The sequence below is a fragment of the Bradyrhizobium sp. CCBAU 051011 genome (genome assembly GCF_009930815.1).
In the GTDB taxonomy this organism is placed as follows: domain Bacteria; phylum Pseudomonadota; class Alphaproteobacteria; order Rhizobiales; family Xanthobacteraceae; genus Bradyrhizobium.
On the sequence record NZ_CP022222.1, the window covers coordinates 2,625,548 to 2,649,362 of the forward strand.

Below are 23,815 nucleotides of genomic sequence, written 5' to 3' on the forward strand. Positions count from 1 at the left end.
TGCGCCGCAACCCGAACGAGACCGTCCAGCGGCTGCGGCGGCAGGCATGGTCAACAGAATTTAAAGACCGGCCCCGCGGCCTAATTGCGGCCGAATCAAGTGCGCTGGCGAAAATAATGGCCGTTTAGAGGTTGTTAAAGATTGTGGCGGGCAGGCGCGTGCGACCACGCCAGCGTCAGGAGATTGGAGGCCGGAGCAATCAGCCCAGTTTGCGGCCGATATCGAGGAATTTCTGCCGCCGCTGCCGGCGGATGCCATCCGCATCGAGGTTGCGCAACTCGTTGAAGGCTACCGCGATGGCATCGCCGGTGGCTGAAATCATCGCGGCCGAATCGCGATGGGCGCCGCCGGAAGGCTCTTTCAGGATCTCGTCGATCACGCCGAAGCGCAGCATGTCCTGCGCGGTGATCTTCATGTTGGTGGCGACTTCCTGGGCCTTGGTGCCGTCGCGCCACAGGATCGAGGACGCCGCTTCCGGCGAGATCACGCTGTAGATCGCGTGCTCGAACATCATCACCTTGTTCGCGGTCGTGATGGCGATGGCGCCGCCCGACATGCCTTCGCCGGTGATGATTGCGACATTAGGGACGCCGAGCGAGAGGCAGGTGTCGGTCGAGCGCGCGATCGCTTCCGCCACGCCGCGTTCCTCGGCGCCGATGCCGGGATAGGCACCGGCGGAATCCGCGAGCGACAGCACGGGGATGCCGAAACGGTCCGCCATCTCCATCAGCCGCACGGCCTTGCGATAGCCTTCAGGGCGGGCCATGCCGAAATTATGCTTGATGCGGCTGTCGGTAGTGGCGCCTTTTTCCTGGCCGATCACGCAGATGCTCTCGCCGCGGAAACGGCCGAAGCCGCCCATCAGGGCCTCGTCATCGGCGAATTTGCGGTCGCCGGCGAGCGGGGTGAATTCGGTAATCAGCGCATTGACGAAATCGGTGAAATGCGGGCGCTGCGGATGGCGCGCCACCAGCGTTTTCTGCCACGGCGTCAAATTGGCATAGAGGTCGGTGAGCGCCTGCTGCGCCTTGTCCTCAATGCGCGAAATCTCATCGCCGATGTCGCTGCCGGACGCCGCCAGCGCGCGCAATTCGTCGACCTTGGCTTCAAGTTCGGCGACGGGTTTTTCGAAGTCGAGATAGCTGCGCATCTGATCCGGCATCAAAGCAATATAGGTAACAACGTGCATTGTGGCGAAGCGGTTTCGATTCGCTCCGGGAAAGCACGCATCTTCAATGATTTAGCGTGCATCTCGGTCCGGATGACCCGGATTTTCCGAAAGCGCGCCAAACAAGGCCGCGGGCGGGAGACGGCTGTTTCGGGGGAGACGGCGCGGAAGTCAAGGCGTGGCTTGCGGCGAGGGTTACTTCTCCGCTAGCGGATGCAGGTCGCGCACCAGGCTTTTCAGCCGTTCCTCGACCACATGGGTATAGATTTGCGTGGTGGAAATGTCGGTATGGCCGAGTAGCGTCTGCACGATGCGCAGGTCCGCGCCGTTATGCAGGAGGTGACTGGCAAAGGCGTGGCGCAGCACATGCGGCGAGACCAGCCGCGGCGCGAGGCCCGAGGCCGCCGCCAGTTCCTTCAGGTCGCGGGCAAAATGCTGCCGCGTCAGGTGGCCGCTCTCTCCGAAGGAGGGAAACAGCCATTTCGACGGGCTGGCGCTTTTCTTCTTTTCGGGCCTGAGCGCTTCCATCGCGGCGAGATAATCCGCCATCGCCTGCCGCGAGGCTTCGTTGAGCGGCACCAGCCGTTCCTTGTTACCCTTGCCGCGCACCACGATCATGCGGGCATCGCGCCGCGAGGCCGACAGCGGCAACGCCACCAGTTCCGAGACGCGCAGGCCCGTGGCGTAAAGCACTTCCAGAAGGCAATACAGCCGCAGCGCGCGCAGCCGCTGTTGCGGCGAGGCGTTCTCGGCCTCGGTCAATTGTTTCGCCCGCGTCAGCATGCGGTCAACGTCCGCGATCGACAGCACCTTCGGTAAGCCCCGGCCGCGTTTCGGGCCGGACAGGATCGCCGCCGGATCGTCGCTGCGGATCCGCTCGTTCAGGAGAAAACGGAACAGGTGCCGCATCGCCGACAGCCGCCGCGCCACGCTGGAGGATTTGAAGCCGCGGGTATCGAGGTCGGCGAGGTAATCGCGCAGCTCGTCAGTCCCGGCGCCGGCAAAGTTTTGTCGCTTGCGGCCGAGAAATTCCGAAAAATCCGTGAGGTCGCGGCGATAGGCATCGAGCGTGTTGTCGCCCGCGCCCTGTTCCGCCGCGAGCATGTCGAGGAACAGGTTAATCAGTTTGTTGTCGGAGGGTGTCGTACGCATTCGCTTTGATAGCGCATGATCTGGGCGGGATGGAGGTGCTTTCAGGCACGCTCCAACGTTATGTCCGGGAGCTAGGGCATCTGGCTGATGGCAGTGGCTTGCGACCAGACGACCACCCACCGCCCCTCTCGATATTCAAAGGTGTCCGTGTGCCAGTAATCGCCTGGCGCAACCCTATGGCCGCCGAACACCACTTCGAGCCTGGCGCGATACCGGATCACCGCGTGGCTCTGGTGATGTCGCACGGCGATGGGGCCGGGCTCCCAGGCGAGATATTTGATCTGCCCGCTTGCAATCGCTCCCAGGTAATCCTTCTTGGACAGGGCCATTCCGATCGGCGTAATCAACTGGAACTCGTTCGCATGAAGTCGCCCCGCCGTCTCTATGTCGCCTCCGACCAACGCGCGAAGTCGGGCACGCTCGGTCTCGCGGATGAGCTCGGCTTCGGGCGATGGATCCAGCTCGGTCGTGTAGGTGGACATAGGGTGTTCTCCATGATCGTGGGATTCGTAAAAGGCATGGTGGTGGTGGGACCGGGCGGCAGCCGCCGATCTAGGCTGTTGCGATCAGGCCGTGGTCGATCAGGCTCTGCGCAGTGGCGCGGATACAATCCTCGTCAGGCCGCGCTTTCCAGTTCAGCACCCGGCGCGCCTTTGCGGCGCTTACACTCAGGTCGCGATTGAGCTCGTGAACGATCATGCGCGAACGCGCGCTGAAGGGGGCCATCGCCCTCACCATCCAGTCGGGCACTTCGCCTGATGGCAACTGCGCAGCGTGCGCCGGAAACGACTTTGCCAGCACCGCGGCCAATTCTCTCAACCAGAAAAACCGACCGCCGACGATGAAGCGCTGGCCGGACGCACCGGGATGGGTCGTTGCCCTGATATGGGCGTCGGCCGCATCTCGCACATCGACCACCGAAAAGCCGAAGCGCGGAACGCGCCTGAGCTTGCCGCTCATCATTTGCCTGATCAGTCCGACCGACGTGCCGTGTTCCGGGCCGAGCAGCGGCCCAAAGATGGTGGCAGGGTTGACGACAGCCAGATCGAGTCCAGTTTCCTTCGCAAGGTTCCAAGCGGCCTGTTCGGCCAGCGTTTTCGACCGGTAATAGGGCGTGGCCCGCGGGCTTGCCGGATCGGTCCAATCGTTCTCGGTGAAGGGAGCCTGCCCATTGCCATGATTGGTGGCTGCGATCGTCAGCACCGCGCGCTCTACACCGGCTTCGTGGGCCGCGCGCAGCACACGAAGCGTGCCATCCCGCGCGGGTCGGATCATTGCGTTCGCGTCCTTCGGTAAGGTCGCCGGAAAAGGCGAGGCCGTGTGAATAACGTAGCGGCATCCCCTAAGCGCGAGATCCCATCCGGCATCGGCGCAAAGATCGGCCTCGACAAAGCTGATCGCGTCAGTCGTCGTATCGGGACAAAGCTGGCGCCTGATCCTGTCGCAAACGCCAATGCTGCGCACACTGCCTCGAACGCGATAGCCGTGTGCCAGCAATTGCTTGGCGATATGTCCGCCGAGGAATCCGCCGATACCCGTGACGAGAACAAGGGCGGCAGCGGCGTCGTTCAATTTGGAAGGCATTTATCAACTCCTCGGCCTGCGGAAGCGCCGGGCCGCGCCTCTATTAGACACTTGGACAATTATTGTCCATATGTTTTTGACGGCTTGGACGAAAACTGTCAGATTGCCCAGATGGAGCGGGTTGACCAGAAATCCGAGGCTATTCTCGACGCAGCGCTGCCGGTTTTCGTGCGTCACGGTTTTCGCAAGACTTCGATGGCCGACATCGCGCGTGCGGCACGCATATCGCGCGCGGCGCTTTATCTAAGCTTCAGCAGCAAGGAGGAGCTGTTCCGGGCAGGGTCAGCGCGTGCGCATGCCCGAACCATGCAAAACGTCGAGGCAGCGCTTGCGGCCGACGGCGACGTTTTCAGCCGGATCGAGCAGGCGCTCGCGGCTTTCCAGCGAGAACTGGTTGCGCCGTTTGCAGGCAGCGCCGACGCGGCCGAGCTGTTCGACGTCAACATGACGTTGGCCAGGGACATTACCCTTGGGGCGCGGGCCAGGCTTGTGGCTCTGCTCGCTCAAGTTCTGTCCGATGCAGAAGCAGACGGCGCCGTATCCCTGCAGGTCCTCGAGGCCAAGCCTGCCGATGTGGCCGGCATGATCGTCGCGGCAATAGAGGGGATTAAAGACGCGAAGGACGCTGGCCAGAGCCTGGACGAAGGCACGCGACTTTTCATGCGCTTGCTGCGTGCGGGGCTAGGCCGGAATGTTCCGAAAGGCTGACCGCGGAAGTGGCTGCCGCGTCTACTTCTTGAGGAACTTGTCTGCCGGGATGGTGACCGTCATTTCCCGGGGCTTCGGCGTGACGAAGTTCGCCAGCGAAAAAATCACTCCATAGATCACCCCGGCGATCACGCCGACGACCATCAGAAAGCGGAACAAACTGGGCATGCGGGGCTCAGGGCGGCGGAATTAACCAATGAAATCATCCATCATGTTCCCATCCCCGTGGCAAGAGTCTCTGGCAACGGCCTCGATGGGGGTAGTATAGGTGGCGCAGCGCGGGTCAAATCCCGCCAAAGAGCAGGGTTTTGATGTCCGAGACCGCCGCACCGGCACAGGCGAGCCCGACCCAGGAGGCCGACATCACGTCGGCGCTGGGAAGGCGTTCGATCGTGCTGGTCGGCATGATGGGCGCCGGCAAGTCGACCATCGGCCGGCGGCTGGCGGCCCGGCTGCGCCTGCCGTTTCTCGACGCCGATATTGAGATTGAGGCGGCGGCCGGGATGTCGATCCCGGACATTTTCGAAACCCATGGCGAGCCGCATTTTCGGGACGGCGAGGCGCGGGTGATCGCGCGACTGCTCGATGGCGGCCCGGCCGTGATCGCCACCGGCGGCGGCGCCTTCATGCGCGAGGAGACCCGCAGCCGCATCCGCGACAAGGCGGTCTCGATCTGGCTCAAGGCAGACGTCGACATCATCATGAAGCGCGTCAAGCGCCGGGCCGACCGGCCGCTGCTGCAGACCGAGGATCCGGTTGCGACCGTCAGCCGCCTGCTCGAATCGCGCGAGCCGGTCTATCAGACCGCCGACCTGATCATTCTGTCACGCGACGTGCCGCACGACCGTATCGTCGACGAATGTATCGATGCCCTGCGCGCCCGGCTGTGCGCCGGCGCGCCTTCTGCCCAGCCGGCAACCGACGGGATGAACGTCACGCCATGACTGCGCCACTGAAACATTCCGCCGATATCACGGTCGACGTCGCGCTCGGTGACCGCGCCTATGACATCGTCATCGGCCGTGGCGTGCTGGAGACGCTCGGCGCGCGCGTTGCCGCGCTGCGCCCCGGCGTGCGCACCGCCATCGTCACCGACCGCACCGTGGCCAAGCACTGGCTGGAGCCAGCCGAGCGATCGCTTAGCGAGGCCGGCATTCCGACTTCGCGCGTCATCGTCGAGGAAGGCGAGATATCGAAAACCTATGCCGGGCTCGAAAAGGTGAGCGAGGCGCTGATCGCAGCCAGGATCGAGCGCAACGATCTGGTGATCGCGCTCGGCGGCGGCGTGGTCGGCGATCTCGCCGGCTTCGCGGCGGCAATCTTGCGGCGCGGCGTCGATTTCGTGCAGGTGCCGACCTCACTGCTGGCGCAGGTGGATTCCTCGGTCGGCGGCAAGACCGGCATCAATTCGCCCCAGGGCAAGAACCTGCTCGGCGCGTTTCATCAGCCGGTATTGGTGATCGCGGATACCTCCGTGCTCGACACCCTGTCGCCGCGCCAGTTCCGCTCCGGCTATGCCGAAGTCGCTAAATATGGCGTGCTCGGCGATGAAGCCTTTTTCGCCTGGCTCGAAGCCAATCACGCCGACATCTTCTCCGGCGGCGCGGCGCGCGAGCACGCCATCGCAACCTCCTGCCGCGCCAAGGCCGCGATCGTCTCCCGCGACGAGCGCGAAAACGGTGAGCGCGCATTGCTCAATCTCGGCCACACGTTCGGCCATGCGCTGGAGGCCGCGACCGGCTTTTCCGATCGCCTGTTCCATGGCGAGGGCGTTGCCATCGGCATGGTGCTGGCGGCAGAGTTTTCCGCCAGGCTCGGCATGATCTCCGCGGCAGACGCCGCCCGCGTCGACCGCCATCTTGCGTCCGTCGGCCTGCCGACCCATTTGCAGGACATCGCGGGCTTCGCCCAGGAGGGGCTCGCGGATGCCGACGCCCTGATGGCGCTGATGGCGCAGGACAAGAAGGTCAAGCGCGGCAAGCTGACCTTCATCCTACTGCAGGCGATCGGCCGCGCGGTGGTGGCAAACGACGTCGAGCCGGCGCTGGTCCGCGATTTCCTGCAACAGAAGTTGTCGGGATGAGAACGGAATTGCCGGTGCCCAGCGTGGGGCGAGCGTCGCGCGCGGCCGGGGCCGTCACGAGGCATATATGAGTTCGACCGCGTTCAATCTGCTGCTCGCGATCCTGTTGCTCGCCGCCAACGCGTTTTACGTGGCCGCCGAGTTTGCGCTGGTCAAGAGCCGCGGCTTTCGCATCAAGGCGATGGTCGAGCAGGACCGCTTCGGCGCGCACTTGCTGCACGGCATGATGGGCAATATCGAAGCCTATCTCGCCTGCTGCCAGCTCGGCATCACCATGGCCTCGCTCGGCCTCGGCTGGGTCGGCGAGCCCACAGTGTCGGCGCTGCTCGAGCCGCTGCTCATTCCGCTCGGCATGTCGGAACGTACCCTGCACTTCGTGTCGTTCCTGGCCGGCTTCCTGATATTCTCCTCGCTGCATATCGTCATCGGCGAGCAGGTGCCGAAGACGTTCGCGATCCGCCAGCCGACGCCGGTCTCGCAATGGATCGCCTATCCGCTGCATCTGTCCTACCTGGTTTTCTGGCCGCTGAACTGGCTGCTCAACGCCGCTTCGCGCGGGATCCTGCGCATGTTCGGCGTGCAGGAATCCTCGCAGCATGAAATCCTCACCGATTCCGAGATCGAGGGGCTGGTGGAAGAATCGGCCGTGCACGGCGGCATCGAGAGCGGTGAGGCCGAATACATTCACAACGTCTTCCGCTTCGGCGACCTCGCCGTATCAGACGTCATGGTCCATCGCACGGCCATGATGATGATCAACGCCGATCTGCCGCCCGAAGACCTGGTGCGCGAGGTGCTGGCAACCGAGTACACCCGCATTCCCCTGTGGCGCGACAAGCCCGAAAACATCATCGGCGTGCTGCACGCCAAGGATCTCTTGCGCGCGATCCGCGCCACCGAAGGCGATATGTCGCGCATCAACGTATCAGCGATCATGCTGCCGCCCTGGTTCGTGCCGGAGATGCGGCCTTTGTCCGAACAGTTGAAGGCGTTCCGCCGCCGCAAGACCCACTTCGCGCTCGTCGTCGATGAGTACGGCGAAGTCGAAGGCATGGTGACGCTCGAAGACATTTTGGAAGAGATCGTCGGCGATATTTCCGATGAGCACGATGTCGTGGTTGCCGGCGTGCGTGTCCAGGCCGACGGCTCCGTGGTGGTGGATGGCTCGGTGCCGATCCGCGATCTCAACCGCGCCATGAACTGGCATCTGCCCGACGAGGAGGCGACTACGGTAGCGGGTCTCGTGATCCACGAAGCGCGCTCGATCCCCGAGCGCGGCCAGAATTTCACATTCCATGGCTGCCGTTTCCGCGTGCTGCGCCGCGAGCGCAACCGCATCACCGCGCTGAAAATCACACCCCTGCCGCGCGAAGCCGAGGCGGAGGAGCTGAAGCCGAAGCGGGCAGGGACGGCGTTCTGACGGCGCATGCCGCAAGTGGCGTCGGCTATTCAATATCGATCGCGACGCCAGAGAGCTTCCACTGGCCGTCGGAGGGAATGAAGCCGAGCTGGTACTTCACCTTCTTCGGCGTGGTGTCGAAGCGGCCCTTGAGCCGCAGCACGCCCTTGTCGTCGATCTTCGCATCTTCCTCTGAAATGACCGGGCTGGCGACGATCGCGTCGAACACGGCGTGCTTCTCGACCAAGTCCTTGAAGACGACCCGCAGTTTCTCGGGCGGAAACTGCTCGCGGAACGGCTTTGAGATTTTGGCGTGCAGGACCGTGAAATTGTCCGACGCCACCGCATCGTTGAGCGTCACCAGAATGCTCTTGATCAGCACTTCCTGGACAAAGGGGCTGGGCATGTCCAGCGCCTGCGCCCGCACGGAGGAGGCCGCAGCCAGCAGCGCCACGGCGGCGGCCCATCTGAAGCGTGCCCAATATCGCATCGGACGACCCCGTCGAGCTGCGATGGCATCGGGGTCAGCCCGCCCCCGTGTCCGAACCACGTCCATCGCCTTGCCGATTGTCTCACGTTTGCGAAAACCGTTCTACCGTCTCCTCCGATCTTCACAGGAAGCTGGCGGACCGTCTCATGTCAGATAGAAGATGGCTTCGGCGAGCAGCCGTTCTGGCGGCTGCGCCGACGTATCCAGCGTCAGCCTCGCATCGGTCCAGGCTTCATATTCCGCGCGTCGCTTTTCGACCCTTTCCCAGGTGACCTCGGCCATGCCCTCGATGCCGCGGATTCGCGCTTCGATCCGCCGGCGATGCGTCGCTTGGTCGACGCAGACGCATTCGATGATCGCGAGATCCGCGCGATATCTTGCGGCGAGGTTTCGCCATGCGGCGCGCGGCGCCTCGACCGGATTGACGGCGTCGATCACGACGGACTGCCCCAGCCGCAGATGCTCCTCGGCCAATGCTTGCGCAACGACATAGGCCGCGATTCCCGTATCATTCCGGGGCAGGCCGCCGCGCCGCATCGCCGCCTCGATCGGATCGATCGAAAACAGCGGTAGCGAAAAATGTCGGCAAAGGCCTTCGGCGAGCGTACTCTTTCCGGAACCGGGAAGGCCGGCTAAAACAATGAGCTTCTGCGACATCATGGACGCTCATATTTTTGCCGCGGATAGTCGGTCACCGGCCGGCGGTTTCTCCCGGCGCCTGCGCCTTGATCGCCAGCGCATGGACGGATCCCCTAAGTTCCGCCTCAAGCGTTGCATTTACCAGCCGGTGGCGTTCAATCCGGCTCTTCCCTTCGAAGGCCGGAGATACGATATACACTCTAAAGTGCGTCTCGCCGCCCGGCCGGTGACCCGCATGGCCCTCATGCAGATGAGATTCGTCCGTGACGTCGAGGCTTTCTGGCAAGAAAGCTTCACGCAACTTGTTTATGATAACGTCCCTGGTGCTCATGATAGTGGCAGTTAATTCCGTGTCTGCTTTCCGTCAATGTTGTATCCGAACGGAGGTATTCGCAATGTCAAGACTTGAAGCCTTTCGCATTGCGTAGTCAAAGTCAGCTATGCCGATTGATTCATCCAAGTTCTTCGATTCCATTCGCATCAAGCCCAACAAGGTCAGCGCGAAGGCGCAGGCGCGTGCGAATGAAGAATCCGCCATGTGCGAATGGGCGGGCTGCCAGAACAAGGGGCCGCACCGCGCGCCCAAGGGCCGCGAAAATTCCCGCGAGTACTTTCACTTCTGTCTCAACCATGTGCGCGAGTACAACCAGAACTACAATTTCTTCCAGGGCATGAATGCCGATGCCGTCGCGCGTTACCAGAAGGATGCGCTAACCGGCCATCGTCCGACCTGGAAGATGGGCGCCAACACCGCCGGCAAGAAGGGCAAGCAGCCCAGCGCCGAGGATTTTGACGGCGCCGCCGATCCCTTCAGCATGTTCTCAGAGCTCAACGGCCGCGGCCGCTGGCGGCCCGGCCCGGGTTTTGAGGCCAAGGCCGAAACGCGCAAGGTGATGAACGCCGAGCGCAAGGCGCTGCAGGTGATGGGGCTTTCTGCCGAAGCAACCCTCGATGACGTCAAGGCCAAGTACAAGGCGCTGGTCAAGCAGCACCATCCCGACGCCAATGGCGGCGACCGCTCCACCGAGGACCGCCTGATCGAGATCATCAAGGCGTATAATTACCTGAAGACGGTCGTCCGCGCGTAAGCGGGCACAGACCTGTAGCCCGGATGACGCGCAGCGCAATCCGGGATCTCTCTCACCGCTGAAAGACCGGTCCCGGATTGCGCGGAGCCTGTCATCGGGCGCGCATTCGCGCGACCCGTTGGCTCCATCCGGGCTACGGGTACTCGGTACACTCCTCACCCCGGCATTGGCCCGATATACGCCGAACTCGGCCGGATCAGCCGTCCGCCGCGCTGCTGCTCGCGCGCATGCGCCGTCCAACCCGCCGCACGCGCCACCGCAAAGATCGGCGTAAACGCCTGCCGCGGGATTTTCAGCGCGTCGAGCAGGATCGCGGTGAAGAACTCCACATTGGTGTCGAGCGGCCGGTCCGGATTCTTGATCCGCAACGCGCTGCGGATATAGGCCTCGACCTCGCCCGCAAACGGCAGGTCGGTGCCTTCACCGGCGAGCCGCTCGATCGCGCCCTTGAGCACGTCGGCGCGCGGATCGCGGACGCGATAGACGCGGTGGCCGAAGCCCATCAGCCGCTCGCCTCGGGCCAGCGCGCTGTCGACCCACGGCTTGATGCGTTCGGTCGAGCCGATCGCATCGAGCATTTCCAGCACCGGCTCGGGCGCGCCGCCATGCAGTGGGCCGGTGAGGGCGCAATATCCGGCCGTCACGGCTGCGAACAAATCGGCCTGCGTCGAGGCCACCACCCGCGTCGTAAAGGTCGATGCATTCATGCCGTGGTCGCACACCGTGACGAAATACGCGTCGAGCGCCGCAGCCTCCCGCGCGTCAGGCTTGCGGCCGAGCATCATCGACAGTGTGTCGGCGGCGTGGCTCGCGGTCGGATCGGGCGCGACGGGATCGTTGCCCTTCACCCGCTGCACCAGCGCGCCGGCAATCACCGGAAATGCGCCGACGATAGTGGCCTCATGTGCGAGGCCCGCTTCCGCGCGCAGGCCAGCGATCGCCGCGCGAAAACCGTCGATGATCGATAGGCCGCGTGTGATGCCAAGCAGGTCCGGCAACCGGGCGAAGGCGCGTTCACGCCCCGCGCCGAGCGCCGCGCGTACCGCGGCTTCGCCAATGGGGTGGCCGGTGCCGCCGCTCCACAACCGGGCGGTCACGCCCTCAAAACCGGTCTTGCGGGCGAGATCGCCGACCCGCTCGCCGGCAATGATCAGTTCCCCGCGCTCGCCATCAACATGGCTGAGCACGGTCTCAGCGGCCGGAATGCCGTCGAGGCCGATCGGGGTCTTGGAAATCTGCATGTTCATGGGGCTCTCCTTTGACTGCTGCCAAAGGTCGGGCCTCTCGACAGATTGATCAATCTTGATTATGTGAATCAATATGAAAAAATCCGCCGGCCTTTACCTCTCGGCCCGCGAGGCCTCCGCCGAACTCGCGATCTCGCAGGCCACTCTTTATGCTTATGTCAGCCGTGGCCTGATCCGCTCGGAGCCGTCGCAGGATTCCCGCAGCCACCGCTACCGGGCCGAGGACGTCCGCACGCTGAAGGAACGGCGCACCCCCTCGCCGGAGCCGCGCGGCCTGCGCAGCTTCGACGCCGATCTGCCGGTAATGGATTCAACGGTCGGAACCATTACCGAGGAGGGCGCGATCTATCGCGGCGTCAACTGCATCGATCTTGCCGAGCGCGACACGCTCGAACACGCCGCGACGCTGCTCTGGGACGTGACCGGCGTCGATCCATTCGATCAGGACAATTGCCCGATCGTGTCAGACGAAATGCGCGCTGTCGCCGAGGCCACACGCAAAGCCAACGCGATCGATCGCGCCATCGCCGTGCTGGCGCTGGCAGCCGCCGCTGACCCGCGCGCCTTCACCCGGGCGCCCGACGGACGCGCGATGGTCGGCGGCCGTATCGCGCGGCTGGTGGTTGCGACCATGCTGAACGCACGATCATCGGCAAAACCGCTTCATTCGCAGATTGCGCGCGCCTGGGCGCCCGACAACAAGCACGCGCCCGACCTGATCCGCCGCGCGCTAGTTCTGCTGGCCGATCATGAACTGAACGCCTCGACCTTCACCGTGCGCTGTGCGGCGTCGACCGGCCTGAATCTCTATGACGCCGTGATTGCCGGCCTCGTCGCATTGAAGGGGCCGAAGCACGGTGGCGCCGGCGTGCTGGCGGCGCAGCTTCTGAAGACGCTTGCCAATGGCGAGGTCGCCCCGGTCATCCGCGAGCGCGTCGCGCTTGGCGAGCGGTTCGCGGGCTTTGGCCATGGGGTCTACAAGCACGGCGATCCCCGCGCACGCGCGCTCTTGGAAGCGCTGGCGCGCTCCGGCGCCGACCGCAAGCTCACCCACGAAATTCCTGACAGCATTGCCGAGGCGACCGGCGAATTCGTCAATATCGACTATGCCCTTGCGGTACTCGTGCACACGCTCGGCCTGCCGCCGGGCCATGAACTGGTGCTGTTTTCGATGGCGCGCACGGTGGGGTGGATCGCGCATGCCTGCGAGCAATTGCAGCACGGCCGGTTGATCCGGCCCCGCGCCCGTTACGTCGGTCCGGCGCCGGGACGCAGCCCTGTCCGGGCCTGATCCGCAGCGGTCCGGCGTCGGCGCAGCGTCCAGACACCGAGCGCGATGATCGCCGCCGCGCACACGCCCAAAATCCAGAGATGTTTGCCGATGTGTTGGTGATGCGGCAGGCCGGCATAGTGGTGCAGCGCCGAGACTGCGAACACGCCCGGCAGAATGTGCGCCGAAGCCCACGCAAGGACCGCGGCAACGTTGACGCTGTAGAACCGGGCCGGCGACATCCCGAGCGCGCCCGCAGTGACCGGCACGAACGCGCGGATCGGTGGCGCAAAACGCCCGAACAGCACGGCGAGCGATCCCCAGCGCTGGAAGAACGTTTCGCTCTGCGCCATCACGGCGGGATATTTCGACATCGGCCAGGCGCTGAGAATCTCGCGTTGCGAGCGATGGCCGGCCCAAAATGCCGAGCCGTCGCCGAGCAGGGCGCCTGCAATCGCGGCCGCCAGCACGCCCCACAGGTTCAGTTCGCCGCCGGGCACCAGCGCGCTCAGGGCCAGGATGATGGTTGAGCCCGGCACCAGTGCGCCTGCGACGGGGATCGCTTCCAGGAGGGCAGCGAGAAATAGGGTCAGATAGGCCAGCCACGGATGGGCCGAAACGAAGGCAATGATGGGATCGAGGAATGAAGTCACAGCCTTGCCGTCCGCTGAGTGGGCCGCCTGCACCCACAGCTACCAAGCCCGGCTGGGGCCCGAAAGTGCCACCGCCCTCCGGTTTTGGGGCCGGGCAGGCGGACAAGTCGGCAAAAGTGCGGCGTGATTCGCAGGGCAGCCCTCCAAAAAGTCGATACACGGCCTATCTCAATGATAAGGCAACGGAACTTTGATTGCGCCGCGGGCTTCTGCCGGCCCTTGCTCTCTGCTAGGTTGGTAACAGCCCCCATCCGCAGCCATTTAACAGATCTGGTTTCGGGAACGCCCGGGACCTCGGAGGATTGATGACGACCGCCGCCATGAGCAAAGTTTCGGAGCCCGCCGGTTTGCCCGACATGAAGGTGTCGGTCCGGCAGGTCTTCGGTATCGACAGCGATCTCGAAGTGCCGGCCTATTCCGAAGTCGACCCGCATGTGCCGGAAGTTGATTCGGATTACCGCTTCGACCGCGCCACCACGCTCGCAATTCTCGCCGGTTTTGCCAAGAACCGCCGCGTCATGGTCACTGGCTATCACGGTACCGGCAAATCGACCCATATCGAGCAGGTCGCGGCGCGCCTGAACTGGCCGTGCGTGCGTGTCAACCTCGACAGCCACATCAGCCGCATCGACCTGGTCGGCAAGGATTCGATCGTCATCAAGGACGGCAAGCAGGTCACCGAATTCCGTGACGGCATCCTGCCTTGGGCGCTGCAGCACAACATCGCGCTGGTGTTCGACGAATACGACGCCGGCCGCCCCGACGTGATGTTCGTGATCCAGCGCGTGCTGGAAGTTTCCGGCCGCCTGACGCTCTTGGATCAGAACAAGGTGATCAAGCCGCACCCGTCGTTCCGCCTGTTCTCGACCGCCAACACGGTCGGCCTCGGCGATACCTCGGGCCTCTATCACGGCACCCAGCAGATCAACCAGGGCCAGATGGACCGCTGGTCGATCGTCACCACGCTGAACTATCTGGCGCATGACGAAGAGGTCGAAATCGTGCTGGCCAAGGCGCATCACTATCGCACGCAGGAAGGCCGCGACATCGTCAACAAGATGGTGCGGCTCGCCGATCTCACCCGCAACGCCTTCGCCAATGGCGATTTGTCGACGGTGATGAGCCCGCGCACCGTGATCACCTGGGCTGAGAACTCCGAAATCTTCGGCGATATCGGTTTTGCGTTCCGCGTCACCTTCCTCAACAAATGTGACGAACTGGAGCGGCCGCTGGTGGCGGAATTCTATCAGCGTTGCTTCAATGCGGAACTGCCCGAGAGTTCGGTGAACGTGGCACTCAGCTAGCCCATGGCGAAAATTTCCGTCGAGCGCACCATTGGAAAGACCAAGAAGGCGGTGCTCGGCGGACTTCTCGGCTTCAACGCCGAGAAGATGGGGAAGCAGAAATACAAACGCCTCGCCATCTCGCTGCGTGAAGGGGACAAGATCGTCGGCGGTATTGTCGGCGAAGTCTGGACCACGGTGCTGTTCATTCAGCTGTTCTGGATGGAGCAGAAGCTTCGCGGCAAGGACTACGGAACGAGGTTGATAAAGGCGATTGAGGACGAAGCGAGAAAGTTCGGGGCCACGCGGTCCTATCTGGACACGATGAGTTTTCAGGCGCCGGGTTTCTACCGCGCTTGCGGTTATGAGGAATTCGGTTCGATCGAAGGCTATCCCGGCGGCGTCACGCGGCACTGGTTTACGAAAGCGCTATGAGCACATCATCCAACTCCAAATTCCGCACCGGATCCAAGGAAGCGCCGACCGAGCCGTTCAAGCGCGCGGTGACCTCATGCCTGAAGGCGATTGCGAAAGCGCCGGAACTCGACGTGACGTTCGCGGCCGAACGTCCCGGTCTCGCGCCGGGCAAGGCGCGGCTGCCGGAGCCTGCCCGCAAGATGACCAAGCGGGACGCCGCGATCGTGCGCGGTCACGCCGATTCGATCGCGCTGAAGCTCGCCTGTCACGATCCCAAGGTGCATCGCAAGCTGATGCCGGGAAATCCGCAGGCGCGCGGCGTATTCGAGGCGGTGGAGCAGGCCCGCGTCGAGGCGATCGGCTCGCGCCGGATGTCGGGCGTTGCGAAGAATCTCACCGCGATGCTCGACGATCATTTCCATCGCGGCAAGTATGACGAGATCACCGACCGCGCCGATGCACCGCTGTCGGATGCGCTGGCGATGCTGGTGCGCGAGCGGCTGACCGGCCTTGCGCCGCCGACGGCCGCGAAAAAAATGGTCGATCTCTGGCGTCCGGTGCTGGAAGACAAGATCGGCGCCCGGCTCGACAAGCTGAGCCGCGTCACCGAGGACCAGGCCAAGTTCGGCGACCTCGTGCATGATCTGCTGTCGGCGCTCGACCTCGGCGACGACCGCGACGCGGACGCCGATGACGACGAAAACGACGACGAGAACCAGGACGGCGAGAACGATCAGTCCGGCGCCGAAGGCTCGCCCGATAGCGATGCCGCGCAGGAAATGAGCGCCGACCAGGCGCAGGCGTCCACCGACGAAATGTCTGAGAGCGCGATGGAGAGCGCACAGGCCTCCACGTCGGATACGTTTGACGACGGCGAACTCGGCGATGACGAAACGCCGGGCGAGGCGACGCGGCCGAACACGCGCGGCGCCAACGAGCCGCGCGGGCCGGAATATCACGCCTTTGCGCCCAAGTTCGACGAGGTGATCGCCGCCGAAGATCTCTGCGACCATGACGAACTGGAGCGGCTGCGGTCCTACCTCGACAAGCAGCTTGCGCATCTGCAGGGCATCGTGGCGCGGCTCGCCAATCGCCTGCAGCGCCGCCTGATGGCGCAGCAGAACCGCGCCTGGGAGTTCGATCTCGAGGAAGGCATCCTCGATCCCGCGCGGCTGTCGCGCGTGGTCACCGATCCCTATCATCCGCTGTCCTTCATGCATGAGAAGGAAGCGACCTTCCGCGACACCGTGGTGACGCTGCTGCTCGACAATTCCGGCTCGATGCGCGGCCGCCCGATCACGGTGGCGGCGACCTGCGCCGATATTCTCGCGCGCACGCTGGAGCGTTGCGGCGTCAAGGTCGAGATTCTGGGTTTCACCACGCGCGCCTGGAAGGGCGGGCAGTCGCGCGAGGCGTGGCTCGCCGCCGGCAAGCCGGCCAATCCGGGCCGGCTCAACGACCTCCGCCACATCATCTACAAGTCTGCCGACGCGCCCTGGCGGCGCTCGCGCAAGAATCTCGGCCTGATGATGCGCGAGGGCCTGTTGAAGGAGAACATCGACGGCGAGGCGCTGGACTGGGCGCACAAGCGCCTGCTCGGCCGGGCCGAACAGCGCAAGATCCTGATGATGATCTCGGACGGCGCCCCGGTCGACGATTCCACGCTGTCGGTCAACCCCGGCAATTACCTCGAGCGGCATCTGCGCCACATCATCGAGGAGATCGAGACCCGTTCGCCGGTCGAACTGATCGCGATCGGCATCGGTCACGACGTCACGCGCTACTACCGCCGTGCCGTCACCATCGTCGATGCCGAGGAGCTCGGCGGCGCCATCACCGAAAAACTCGCTGAACTGTTCAGCGAGACCCACGGCGCCGCGCCCGTCTCAGGCCACCACCGGCCGCGCCGCCTGCATTCGTGAGAACATGCTCCCGCCCATAGGCCGCCGCCGCCTTTTGAAATATGCAGCGGCGGGGCTTTCGTTGACGGCCATGCCGGCCGTCGCGGCGGCGCAAACGGCTGTTCAGCGGCCGCCGAAGCAGGCGAGCCCCGACGAGTTCACGGTCAGCACCCCGGTTTCGATCGACGTCAACGCCCGGCCGTTGCCCTCGTTCGATACCCGCGACCGATCGCGGGTGCGGTTCGGCGAGCTCGAATATCGCAGCGGTCTCATTCTCACCTCGCGCTTCCGCGGATTTGGCGGATTGTCGGGACTACGGCTGGACGCCAAGGGCGAGCGCTTCATCGCCATCAGCGACAAGGGCGGCTGGTTCACCGGACGCATCGTCTACAAGGGCCGCGAGATGACCGGGCTCGACGACGTCGAGGCTTCGCCGGTACTCGGTCCCGACGGCAAGCCGATCACCTCGCGCGGCTGGTACGACACCGAGGCGCTCGCGCTCGACGGCTCGCTGGTCTATGTCGGCCTTGAGCGCGTCAATCAGATATTGCGCTTCGACTTCGCCAAGGGATTTACGCGCGCGCAAGGCGAATTGATTCAGTTGCCGCTGGGCGTGCGCAAGCTGCCCAACAACAAGGGCATCGAGGCGCTTGTGGTGGTGCCGAAGGGCTCGTCCCTGGCGGGAACGCTGATCGCGATCTCCGAACGCGGGCTCGACGCCCAGGGCAACATCACAGCCTTCCTGATCGGCGGCAAGTTGCTGGGGCTGTTCAGCATCCGCCGCACCGACAATTTCGACGTCAGCGACGCGGTGCTGCTGCCCTCCGGTGGGCTGTTGCTGCTGGAGCGCAAATTCTCCTGGCTCGGCGGGGTCGGCATCCGCATCCGCCGCGTCGCGCTCGCCTCCATCGCCCCCGGCGCTGTGATCGATGGTCCCGCGATCTTCGAAGCCGATCTCGGCAACGAGATCGACAACATGGAAGGCATCGATGCCCATGTCACGCCGGAGGGCGAAACGGTGCTGACGCTCGTCTCCGACGATAATTTCTCGATGATACAACGCAATCTGCTGCTGCAATTCACGCTGGTGGAGTAGCGTCCTCGCGCGAATAACGGAACGGTTCTTGCAACGCTCCGGGACGTAAACCGGAGCTTTCGATGTACAAGTCCATTCACGCCCTTTGTGTCCTGTCCACCCTTCTTGTTGCCCAAGCGGCGCATGCCGAAACCTGGCCGTCGCGGCTGATCAAGGCGACCATTCCGTTCGGCCCGGGCAGCGCCACCGACGTGGTGCCGCGCCTGGTGTTCGAACGTCTCTCGTCCGAACTCGGCCAGCCCATCGTGGTCGAAAATCGGGCAGGGGCCGGCGGCACGCTCGGCACGGGTCTGGTCGCGAAAGCCGAACCCGACGGCTACAGCATTCTTGCCCATTCCTCGGCACTCGCCATCGCACCGGCGATATTCCCCAACCTGACCTTCGATGCGACGAAGGACCTCTCCTCGGTGCTGATGATCGGCTCGAGCGCCAGCGTCATGATCGTGCCGAACGAGCGTCCGTGGAAATCGATCCAGGACTTCATCGCGGAGGCCAAAGCCAAGCCGGGATCGATTTCTTTCGGCTCGGTTGGTGTCGGCAGTGCGGTGCACATCGCCGCGGAGAAGTTTCGGCTCCCCGCCGGCATCGAGGCAACGCATGTGCCGTATCGCGGCGGGCCAGAGGTGATCGCCGACATCATGGGAGGACGGATCGATCTCTACTTCTGTCCGCTGGCGACCGCCTTGCCACTGATCCGGCAGGGGCAGGTGAAGGCCTTGCTGGTTTCGACGCCCAAGCGCGCCGCCGATCTGCCTGATGTGCCGACACCTGGAGAGAGCGGCCTGAAAAATGCAGAAAGCGTGAGCTGGTTCGGCGTGTTCGTGCCTTCGAGGACACCGCGGGACATCGTGGAAAGGTTTCATGCAGTGGGAATGAAGGTACTGAGCGATCCCTCCGTGCAGGCGAGCCTGACGAAGCTCGGGGTCGAGCCGATGCCGATGAAGCCGGCCGAGATCGACGACCTCGTCAAGCGCGAGGCGGCGGCCAATCTGGAGCTGATCAAGGCGGCGGGGATCAAACAATAGGGGGAGGGTTGCAGTCCCGGCGGGTTGAGGAGGGGAGAGCGGCTCGCTAGCATTGCGGGTCGCTTTCCTTCCGGTCCGGATCCCTTAGCCCATGAGCGCTCTGTTTACCCCGATCAAGCTGCGCGGCCTCACGCTTCCCAACCGCATCATGGTGGCGCCGATGTGCCAGTACTCGTCCGTCGATGGCGAGGCCAATGACTGGCACTTCACCCATATCAATTCGCTGGCGCTGTCGGGCGCCGCCATCTTCTGCATCGAGGCGACGGCGGTGGAGGCGTCCGGCCGTATCACGCCGGGCTGCCTCGGCCTCTATAACGACGCCACCGAAGCCGCGCTGAAGCCGATCCTCGCTTCCGTGCGCAAGCGCTCGAAGGCCGCCGTGATGATGCAGCTCGCCCATGCCGGCCGCAAGGCGTCGAGCCACACGCCGTGGGACGGCGGGCAACTGATCCCCGTTGGCGAAGGCGGCTGGCGGGCGGAGGGGCCGTCGGCCATTCCGCACAAGCAAGGCGAGACGCCGCCGATTGCGTTCGATGCCGCCGGCCTTGCCCGCGTGCGCGACGCCTTCGTGGCGGCGACGAAGCGCGCCGAGCGGCTCGGCATCGACGCCATCGAGGTGCATTCGGCGCACGGCTACCTGCTGCACCAGTTCCTGTCGCCGATCGCCAACCAGCGCACCGATCAATATGGCGGCTCGCTTGCGAACCGCATGCGCTTTCCGCTCGAAGTGTTCGATGCAGTGCGCGCGGCGTTTCCGCACGACAAGCCGGTCGGATTGCGCGTCTCCTGCACCGACTGGGTCGAGGGCGGCTGGGATCTGGCGCAAACCATCGAGTTCGCGCATGAGCTGAAGAAGCACGGCGTCGACTGGATCGACGCGTCCTCGGGCGGCGTGTCGCCACTGCAGAAGATTCCGCTCGGCCCCGGCTACCAGGTGCCGTTCGCGCAGGCGATCCGCGAGGCGACCGGGCTCACCACCATCGCCGTCGGCCTGATCACGGAAGCCAGGCAGGCCGAGGAGATCGTGGCCTCGGGCAAGGCCGACATGGTCGCGCTCGCCCGCGCCATGCTCTACGACCCGCGCTGGGGTTGGCACGCCGCCGCCGAACTCGGCGGCGAGGTGTTCGCGCCGCCGCAATACTGGCGCTCGCAGCCCTCGACGCAGAAGGCGCTGTTCGGCGCGACCACGTTCGGGACAAGGTAGCCGCATACGCAGTCGCCCTTCCTTCTCCCGCAAGGGGCAAGGGGGAGGGAGTGCTCTCTCGCCGTCATTGCGAGCGAAGCGAAGCAATCCACATTTCGACTCGGGGATAGATGGATTGCTTCGCTTCGCTCGCAATGACGGCGGAGGGCATTCGCGCGCGACCCGTTGGCTCGCAACGACGATCTCGAATCCTGACCTCTGCCCATCCGTTTCGTCATAACTCGGCCGCACGCCAGGCGTGTTATGGTCTCGCTTGCGCGCGACAGACGCGCTTTCAACAACAACATACAGCGAGGATGCCCCATGGAGATCGGATATTTCACGATGCCGTCCCATCCGCCGGAGTGCGGGTTGAAAGAGGGTCACGACTGGGACCTGCAGACGCTGCGCTGGCTCGACGAGCTCGGCTACCAGGAAGCCTGGATCGGCGAGCACCACACCGCGCCCTGGGAGCCGCATCCTTCGCCCGATCTCATTCTTGCGCAGGCATTTTTGCAGACCAAGAATATCCGCCTCGGGCCCGGCGGCTTCCTCTTGCCCTATCACCACCCGGCCGAACTCGCCAACCGTGTCGCGATGCTCGACCATCTCTCCGGCGGACGGCTGAACTTCGGCGTCGCCGCCTCGGGCCTGCCGAGCGACTGGGCGATGTTCAATGTCGACGGCATGTCCGGCCAGAACCGCGACATGACGCGCGAGGCACTGGAGATCATTTTGAAGATGTGGACCGAGGACGCGCCCTGGACCCACACCGGAAAATTCTGGACGGTGAACAAGCCGGACACGATGTTCGACTTCCTCAAGCCCCACCTCAAGCCGCTGCAGGCGCCGCATCCGCCGATCGGAGTGGCCGGCCTCTCCAAGGGCTCGGACACGCTCAAGCTCGCGGGCGAGCGCGGCTATATCCCGATGAGCCTCAACCTCAACCCGGCCTATGTCGGCAGCCACTGGGAATCGGTCGAGATTGGTGCGGCCAGGACCGGACGCAAGCCGAAGCGCAGCGACTGGCGGCTGGTGCGCGAAGTGTTCATCGCCGATACCGACGAGGAGGCGTGGCGGCTCTCGGTCGGCGACATGATGGGCCGGATGATGACCGAATATTTCCTGCCGCTGCTCGGCCATTTCGGTTTCAAGGACTACCTGAAGGCGACGCCTGACATCGCGGACTCCGATGTCACGGCCGAATACTGCGCCCGCAACAACTGGATCGTGGGCTCGCCTGCGACCGTCACCGAGAAAATCGAAAAAATCTATCATGAGGTCGGCGGCTTCGGCACGCTGCTGGTGTTCGGCTTCGACTACAAGCACAAGCCCGAGGCGTGGTACAATTCGCTGCGCCTGTTGCGGCACGAAGTGATGCCGCGGCTGAAGCATCTCGACGCGAGCCTCACGAAAGCGGCGTGAGGTTGTTCCTTCTTCTCTCCTTGTGGGAGAAGGTGGATCGCTGACGCGAAGCGGCAGCGAGACGGATGAGGGGTCTGTCTCTGCGGAGAGAACCCCTCATCCGCCTTCGCTTCGCTACGGCACCTTCTCCCACAAGGGGAGAAGGGAAGGGAGCGCGTCGCCCCACTTCCTCAATGCGTCTTCGCGGCATCCGCGGCGCGGACCTGCCAGAATTTTAGCAGACGCCGGGCGTTCTCGACCGTCAGCTTGGCGTATTGCTCTTTCGCCTTCGCCAGTTCGTGACGGCCCATGCTCCCCGAAGCGAAGCGGCTGTCGAGGATGGCGGATACGGTTTCCCAGCTCAGGCCGGCGACGCGGCAGGGGATCAGCACGCCGTCGTCGCGCAGGCTCTGCATGACAGGGCGGATCACCTCGACGCTCGACGCCGACAGTTCGGCGAGCGCCGCGACCGTCTCGGCGTATTTGCGCTCTTTCGCGAATGCCAATAGCGCCGGCTCGTTGAGCTTGCCGTGTTTCGCCAGCGCGGCGACGAAGCGGCGGGCTGCGGAAAAATCGCGGGTGCGCGACATTTCGCGGTTGGCGCCGACGGACGCGGCTGCGATCGCGCTGCGGATTTCCTCAAACAGATGCGGCGGCGCGCGCGACAACAGCCGCGTGCGCACGACCTCGGTGGCGCTCTGTAGCAATTGCCGGCGCTGCTCGGCCGGCAGGTCGACGCGGATGCCGGTCTCGACCGCGAGATCCGGATCGCTTTCCGCCTGCTTCAGCACGATGGCATAGCCGGACGCCGACATCCGCGCGCCGGGATTGGTGACGAGCCGCCGGCTGACGGAGGGATAATGCCGCTTCAGCAGCGCATCGGTGACGATCTCGGTCAGCCACCAGCGCCCGGAGATCGCCAGCAGATGCTGCTCGCTTTTGGTCTCGGCGAGTTCGATCAGATCGTCGGCCGAAAGCCGCGCCGATTCGGCCAGCACCGGGCGGGCGATCGTAATCTCGTCATTGTGCGCGAGGCGGCGGATCACGGCCGCCGGCGCCTGCTTGATCGAGGCGAGCTGCGTGCTCATTTCGGCCAGCGCAATCCGCGCGGAGACATCGGCCAGCGCGCGCAGCTCGATGGTGCGGATCAGCCGTTCGAGCACGTCGCCGAACAGCTCGATCTGTTCGCCGGAATAGCCGTCGGCAGACAGCAGAAACAGGTCGGTGACCTGCTTCAGCGCATCCAGATGTTTTTCCGCCGAGCCGGCCTGGATGGCCGCCTCGACCTCCTCGGCGATCGATCGTGTCAGCATCGCTCGTCCTGAGCGTTTCAAGCCGGTTCTGGCCCCAGATGGGTGAGAATAGGGGGCAGTGTTGAACGATTCGTAAACCATTTGGGTCGCGCGGCGGCGGAACTGGGGCCGCAGGATTGCGGGGTGGTCGGCCAGTGGCCGAGTGGTGCGCTCTTCTCCCTCTCCCGCTTGCGGGGGAGGGTTGGGGTGGGGGTGTCTCCGCATAACGCGCTGTCGGTTTTGAATCGTGAGCGCGCTTCCGATTTTCTCATCCTGAATTTCCATCAACGGGTGGCGGCGCCTTGCTTCCATTCGACGAGTCATTATGCGGAAGCACCCCCACCCCGACCCTCCCCCGCAAGAGCGGGAGAGGGGGAGGCGCGCCGCCGCGTTCTCGCGGCCTGTTCGCCCGAGTCTTTCAATGTCGTTCACGCCCCCAAGAATCGAGAGGGCGCAGGGAATGCCGGGTGACGGCTGCCACCCGCGGTCTCGTGTGCAATAAGCGCTAAGAGAATGCGCACACGAGCATACAGGTACAGCCGGGGCACGCCGGCATTCCCTGCGCGATGGGTTGACGGCTTATGCCGTGCTCTCCCTGGAGACGAATTCCTTTTGCCTCCATCGCCGGCGGATTGAAGGGTTTGAAAAACCCGGTCGGGCTTTCGCAAATCCTCCGCCGGCTTAACGCCAGCCACGGGCGCCAGGACCACACGGTTTTGCCGTACGCGATTGC

Annotated in this window: 24 protein-coding genes; 13 read left to right on the forward strand and 11 right to left on the reverse strand. The window is 64.3% G+C overall.

The window, feature by feature from the left end:
• Positions 1–199: 199 nt before the first annotated feature.
• The 4 genes from ACH79_RS12435 to ACH79_RS12450 form a co-directional block, all read right to left on the reverse strand.
• Positions 200–1,162, reverse strand: a complete 963-nt coding sequence (locus ACH79_RS12435; protein ID WP_161851280.1) for an acetyl-CoA carboxylase carboxyltransferase subunit alpha — start codon at positions 1,160–1,162, stop codon at positions 200–202.
• A gap of 201 nt (positions 1,163–1,363) precedes the next feature.
• A complete protein-coding gene (xerD, locus tag ACH79_RS12440) occupies positions 1,364–2,320 on the reverse strand; it encodes a site-specific tyrosine recombinase XerD (RefSeq protein ID WP_161851281.1) in 957 nt (318 codons plus the stop codon).
• Positions 2,321–2,391: 71 nt separating this feature from the next.
• Positions 2,392–2,802 carry a nuclear transport factor 2 family protein gene (locus ACH79_RS12445; RefSeq protein ID WP_161851282.1) on the reverse strand — a complete coding sequence of 137 codons (411 nt, stop codon included), beginning with the start codon at positions 2,800–2,802 and terminating at the stop codon, positions 2,392–2,394.
• A gap of 70 nt (positions 2,803–2,872) precedes the next feature.
• Positions 2,873–3,904, reverse strand: a complete 1,032-nt coding sequence (locus tag ACH79_RS12450; protein ID WP_161851283.1) for an aldehyde reductase — start codon at positions 3,902–3,904, stop codon at positions 2,873–2,875.
• 195 nt (positions 3,905–4,099) lie between these two features.
• Here ACH79_RS12450 and ACH79_RS12455 point away from each other — a divergent pair, with 195 nt between their 5' ends.
• Positions 4,100–4,612, forward strand: a complete 513-nt coding sequence (locus ACH79_RS12455) for a TetR family transcriptional regulator (RefSeq protein ID WP_246738665.1) — start codon at positions 4,100–4,102, stop codon at positions 4,610–4,612.
• 21 nt (positions 4,613–4,633) lie between these two features.
• Here ACH79_RS12455 and ACH79_RS12460 read toward each other — a convergent pair whose 3' ends face one another.
• Complete coding sequence (locus ACH79_RS12460; RefSeq protein ID WP_161851285.1) at positions 4,634–4,780, reverse strand: histidine kinase; 147 nt, start codon at positions 4,778–4,780, stop codon at positions 4,634–4,636.
• Between the two features lie 143 nt (positions 4,781–4,923).
• Between ACH79_RS12460 and ACH79_RS12465 the strand changes: the two genes are divergently transcribed.
• The 3 genes from ACH79_RS12465 (at position 4,924) to ACH79_RS12475 (ending at position 8,115) form a co-directional block, all read left to right on the forward strand.
• Positions 4,924–5,556 (forward strand): shikimate kinase, encoded by a 633-nt coding sequence (locus tag ACH79_RS12465; RefSeq protein WP_161851286.1) that lies wholly within the window; start codon positions 4,924–4,926, stop codon positions 5,554–5,556.
• Entirely contained in the window at positions 5,553–6,695 is a 1,143-nt protein-coding gene (gene aroB, locus ACH79_RS12470; RefSeq protein WP_161851287.1) for a 3-dehydroquinate synthase, read from the forward strand. The genes ACH79_RS12465 and aroB overlap by 4 nt, the downstream gene beginning before the upstream one ends.
• A gap of 67 nt (positions 6,696–6,762) precedes the next feature.
• Positions 6,763–8,115 (forward strand): hemolysin family protein, encoded by a 1,353-nt coding sequence (locus ACH79_RS12475; protein WP_161851288.1) that lies wholly within the window; start codon positions 6,763–6,765, stop codon positions 8,113–8,115.
• A gap of 25 nt (positions 8,116–8,140) precedes the next feature.
• Here the strand turns inward: ACH79_RS12475 and ACH79_RS12480 are convergent, their stop codons facing one another.
• The 3 genes from ACH79_RS12480 to ACH79_RS12490 form a co-directional block, all read right to left on the reverse strand.
• Positions 8,141–8,584 carry a hypothetical protein gene (locus ACH79_RS12480; protein ID WP_161851289.1) on the reverse strand — a complete coding sequence of 148 codons (444 nt, stop codon included), beginning with the start codon at positions 8,582–8,584 and terminating at the stop codon, positions 8,141–8,143.
• A gap of 144 nt (positions 8,585–8,728) precedes the next feature.
• Positions 8,729–9,241, reverse strand: a complete 513-nt coding sequence (locus ACH79_RS12485; protein WP_161851290.1) for an AAA family ATPase — start codon at positions 9,239–9,241, stop codon at positions 8,729–8,731.
• Positions 9,242–9,275: 34 nt separating this feature from the next.
• The gene (locus tag ACH79_RS12490) at positions 9,276–9,554 is read right to left on the reverse strand and encodes a BolA family transcriptional regulator (protein ID WP_161851291.1); all 279 of its coding nucleotides are present in this window, start codon (positions 9,552–9,554) and stop codon (positions 9,276–9,278) included.
• 109 nt (positions 9,555–9,663) lie between these two features.
• Here ACH79_RS12490 and ACH79_RS12495 point away from each other — a divergent pair, with 109 nt between their 5' ends.
• Complete coding sequence (locus ACH79_RS12495) at positions 9,664–10,311, forward strand: J domain-containing protein (protein ID WP_161851292.1); 648 nt, start codon at positions 9,664–9,666, stop codon at positions 10,309–10,311.
• Between the two features lie 155 nt (positions 10,312–10,466).
• Here ACH79_RS12495 and ACH79_RS12500 read toward each other — a convergent pair whose 3' ends face one another.
• A complete protein-coding gene (locus tag ACH79_RS12500) occupies positions 10,467–11,558 on the reverse strand; it encodes a citrate synthase/methylcitrate synthase (RefSeq protein ID WP_161851293.1) in 1,092 nt (363 codons plus the stop codon).
• Between the two features lie 73 nt (positions 11,559–11,631).
• Between ACH79_RS12500 and ACH79_RS12505 the strand changes: the two genes are divergently transcribed.
• Positions 11,632–12,849 (forward strand): citrate synthase family protein, encoded by a 1,218-nt coding sequence (locus ACH79_RS12505; protein ID WP_161851294.1) that lies wholly within the window; start codon positions 11,632–11,634, stop codon positions 12,847–12,849.
• On the opposite strand, the gene ACH79_RS12510 is transcribed toward ACH79_RS12505, so the two are convergent.
• Positions 12,807–13,481: a DedA family protein gene (locus ACH79_RS12510; RefSeq protein ID WP_161851295.1), complete on the reverse strand. Its 675-nt coding sequence runs from the start codon at positions 13,479–13,481 to the stop codon at positions 12,807–12,809. The genes ACH79_RS12505 and ACH79_RS12510 overlap by 43 nt on opposite strands.
• 305 nt (positions 13,482–13,786) lie before the next feature.
• Here ACH79_RS12510 and cobS point away from each other — a divergent pair, with 305 nt between their 5' ends.
• The 7 genes from cobS to ACH79_RS12545 all read left to right on the forward strand — a co-directional run bounded on the left by cobS (position 13,787) and on the right by ACH79_RS12545 (position 21,811).
• Positions 13,787–14,785, forward strand: coding sequence for a cobaltochelatase subunit CobS (gene cobS, locus ACH79_RS12515; protein WP_161851296.1), 999 nt, complete (start codon positions 13,787–13,789; stop codon positions 14,783–14,785).
• 3 nt (positions 14,786–14,788) lie between these two features.
• Complete coding sequence (locus ACH79_RS12520) at positions 14,789–15,199, forward strand: GNAT family N-acetyltransferase (RefSeq protein WP_161851297.1); 411 nt, start codon at positions 14,789–14,791, stop codon at positions 15,197–15,199.
• A complete protein-coding gene (gene cobT, locus ACH79_RS12525) occupies positions 15,196–17,103 on the forward strand; it encodes a cobaltochelatase subunit CobT (RefSeq protein ID WP_161851298.1) in 1,908 nt (635 codons plus the stop codon). The genes ACH79_RS12520 and cobT overlap by 4 nt, the downstream gene beginning before the upstream one ends.
• Before the next feature lie 70 nt (positions 17,104–17,173).
• On the forward strand, positions 17,174–18,178 hold the full coding sequence (locus tag ACH79_RS12530) for an esterase-like activity of phytase family protein (RefSeq protein WP_246738666.1): 1,005 nt from the start codon (positions 17,174–17,176) through the stop codon (positions 18,176–18,178).
• A gap of 62 nt (positions 18,179–18,240) precedes the next feature.
• Positions 18,241–19,203 carry a tripartite tricarboxylate transporter substrate binding protein gene (locus ACH79_RS12535; RefSeq protein ID WP_161851300.1) on the forward strand — a complete coding sequence of 321 codons (963 nt, stop codon included), beginning with the start codon at positions 18,241–18,243 and terminating at the stop codon, positions 19,201–19,203.
• Positions 19,204–19,294: 91 nt separating this feature from the next.
• The gene (locus ACH79_RS12540; RefSeq protein WP_161851301.1) at positions 19,295–20,407 is read left to right on the forward strand and encodes an NADH:flavin oxidoreductase/NADH oxidase; all 1,113 of its coding nucleotides are present in this window, start codon (positions 19,295–19,297) and stop codon (positions 20,405–20,407) included.
• 303 nt (positions 20,408–20,710) lie between these two features.
• Positions 20,711–21,811: an LLM class flavin-dependent oxidoreductase gene (locus tag ACH79_RS12545; protein WP_161851302.1), complete on the forward strand. Its 1,101-nt coding sequence runs from the start codon at positions 20,711–20,713 to the stop codon at positions 21,809–21,811.
• A 170-nt stretch (positions 21,812–21,981) separates the two neighbouring features.
• Here the strand turns inward: ACH79_RS12545 and ACH79_RS12550 are convergent, their stop codons facing one another.
• Positions 21,982–23,103, reverse strand: a complete 1,122-nt coding sequence (locus ACH79_RS12550; RefSeq protein WP_161851303.1) for a DUF2336 domain-containing protein — start codon at positions 23,101–23,103, stop codon at positions 21,982–21,984.
• Positions 23,104–23,815: the final 712 nt, after the last annotated feature.